Raw genomic sequence first — 2,513 nt, 5'->3', positions numbered from 1 at the left:
AGGCGCGCGGGCGGCGCCGGGTGGTGACGCAGGCGTGCCCCACGGCCGGCGACGGGCCGGCGACCGGTCGCGGACAGGGGGACGGTGCCGGTCGGTGGGTCAGTGGTGGCGGTGGATTCCCGCTGCCGCAGCGGTGCCGTCTTCCATCCGGCCCAGCACGGCGACGTCGATCGCGGTGCCGAGGAACACCCGGACGGCACGGAGCGTGCTGCCCAGCAGATGACGGGGGTGGGCTTCGGCGGGGCCGATGGCTGTCGCGCCCCGGCTCCGACCGCCCACAGGGGGAGTGAACGATGCGGTGGTCATACATCCAGCATGCGATTCGCCCCTTCCCGACACATCGGTCCAACGGCCTATTCGTGCCACCGGGGCCGTAAGCCCACGGGGTGACCGGGACCCCTACGGGTCGGGCGAAAACGAGTCGCCGCTCCCCGGCTCCGCCGGTACACTCCCCCGTCTGCCGCCTCCCGGACCGGGGAGGCCCCCGACCGGACGGCAATCGGTCGGCACCTGCCCTTCCTCGCATCCCGTACCCGCCGGAGGCCGTGCCGTGCCCGCCCCTGCCCACCACCAGGCCCCACCGACCGACACCGCCCGGAACCCTGACGGGAGCCCCGACGCGGCCCCGCCCGTCCGGTCCGCCCCGCCCGCCGCTGTCGCCGACCCCGCCGACGTCTCCCCGCCCGCCGCGTCCGGTGCCGGTGAGGGGAGCGGCCGTGACCCGCTGGAACGGGAGCGGGCCCATCTCGCCGCCTCCCGTGCCGCGCTGCGGACCATGCGGGCGGACGCCGAGGCGCTGGACATCAAGGACGTCACCGCCAACTGGGTGAACGCCGAGATCCTCCAGGCCGAGATCGACAAGCGCATCACCTCCCTCGCCGACCTGGCCCACACCCCGCTGTTCTTCGGCCGCCTCGACTACACCCCCGACGCCGGCCCCGCAGCCGCCCCCGGCGGCGCGTCGGAGGGGGACCACACCGACGGCACGCGGTTCTACATCGGCCGCCGGCACGTCCACGACGCCGACGGCGACCCGATGGTCATCGACTGGCGGGCGCCGGTGTCGCAGCCCTTCTACCGGGCGTCCCGCCGCGAGCCGCACGGCGTCGAACTGCGCCGCCGGTTCGGCTACACGGCCGGAGAACTGACCGCCTACGAGGACGAGCACCTCAGCGACCCGGACGAGCACGACCGCAGCAGTGCGCTGCTCCAGCGGGAGATCGAGCGCCCCCGCGTCGGACCGATGCGGGACATCGTCGCCACCATCCAGCCCGAACAGGACAAGATCGTGCGCGCCGGAGTGGACGGCTCGGTCTGCGTGCAGGGCGCCCCCGGCACCGGCAAGACCGCCGTCGGCCTGCACCGGGTGGCGTACCTGCTGTACGCGCACCGGGAGCGGCTGGCCCGCACCGGCACCCTCGTCATCGGCCCCAACCGGTCGTTCCTGCACTACATCGAACAGGTACTGCCCGCGCTGGGGGAGATGGCGGTGCGGCAGTCCACCGTCGCCGACCTGGTCGCCCACGTCCCCGTCACCGGCACCGATGACGCGGCCGCCGCCCGCATCAAGGGCGACGCGCGGATGGCGCAGGTCCTGCACCGGGCCGTGCGCTCCGGCGTCCGGGCGCCGACCGAGCCCTGCGTGGTCGTGCGCGGCTCCCGACGCTGGCGGGTACCCGTCGACGAACTCCGCGCGATCGTCGACGAACTGCTCGGTCGCGACATGCGCTACGGCGCGGCCCGCGAGGCCCTGCCGCGCCGCATCGCGCACACCGTGCTCGTCCGCATGGAACAGGCGGGTGAGGCCCCCGACGACCGGGTCCAGGACGCCGTCGCCCGCAACGCCGCCGTCAAGGCCGTGGTCAAGGCGGTGTGGCCGCTCGTCGACCCGGCGAAGCTGGTGCTGCGCCTGCTCGGCGACGCCGACTTCCTCGCCGAGCAGGCCGACGGCATCCTCACCCCCGAGGAGCAGCAGACGATCCGGTGGACGAAGCCCGCACGCGGCGTGAAGTCGGCACGCTGGTCGGCGGCCGACGCGGTGCTCGTCGACGAGGCCGCCGACCTCGTCTCCCGGACCGGCTCGCTCGGCCACGTCGTCCTGGACGAGGCGCAGGACCTCTCACCCATGCAGTACCGGGCGGTCGGCCGCCGGTGCAGCACGGGTTCCGTCACGGTCCTCGGCGACCTCGCGCAGGGCACCACCCCGTGGGCCACCACGGGCTGGGCCGAGGCGCTGGGGCACCTCGGCAAGCCGGACGCCGTCGTCGAGGAACTCACCCGCGGTTTCCGCGTCCCCCGCCAGGTCATCGACTACGCCTCCCGGCTGCTCCCGGCGATCGCCCCCGACCTGGCACCGGCCACGTCCGTGCGCGAGTCCCCCGGCGACTTCGCCGTGCGGGCCGTCGGAGCCGACCGGCTCGACGCCGCCGTGCTCGACGCCTGCCGGGAGGCGCTCGGCAAGGAGGGCTCGGTCGGCCTGATCGCCGCCGACGCCCGTGTCCCGCAGCTCGCCG

The 2,513-nt window shown here is 75.0% G+C and carries 2 protein-coding genes; one reads left to right on the top strand and one right to left on the bottom strand.

Annotated elements, in window-relative coordinates:
* Positions 1-99: 99 nt before the first annotated feature.
* Entirely contained in the window at positions 100-306 is a 207-nt protein-coding gene (locus tag ACYVE9_RS22685) for a hypothetical protein (protein WP_461029743.1), read from the bottom strand.
* Positions 307-724: 418 nt separating this feature from the next.
* On the opposite strand from ACYVE9_RS22685, the gene ACYVE9_RS22680 reads away from it, so the two are divergent.
* Positions 725-2,513 (top strand): HelD family protein (locus ACYVE9_RS22680; RefSeq protein ID WP_461029744.1); only part of this gene is annotated, 1,789 nt, incomplete at its 3' end.

The organism is Streptomyces sparsus (assembly GCF_054776295.1).
Note: the sequence above shows the minus strand (reverse complement) of the source record. Positions and strands in the feature narration are given on the sequence as shown.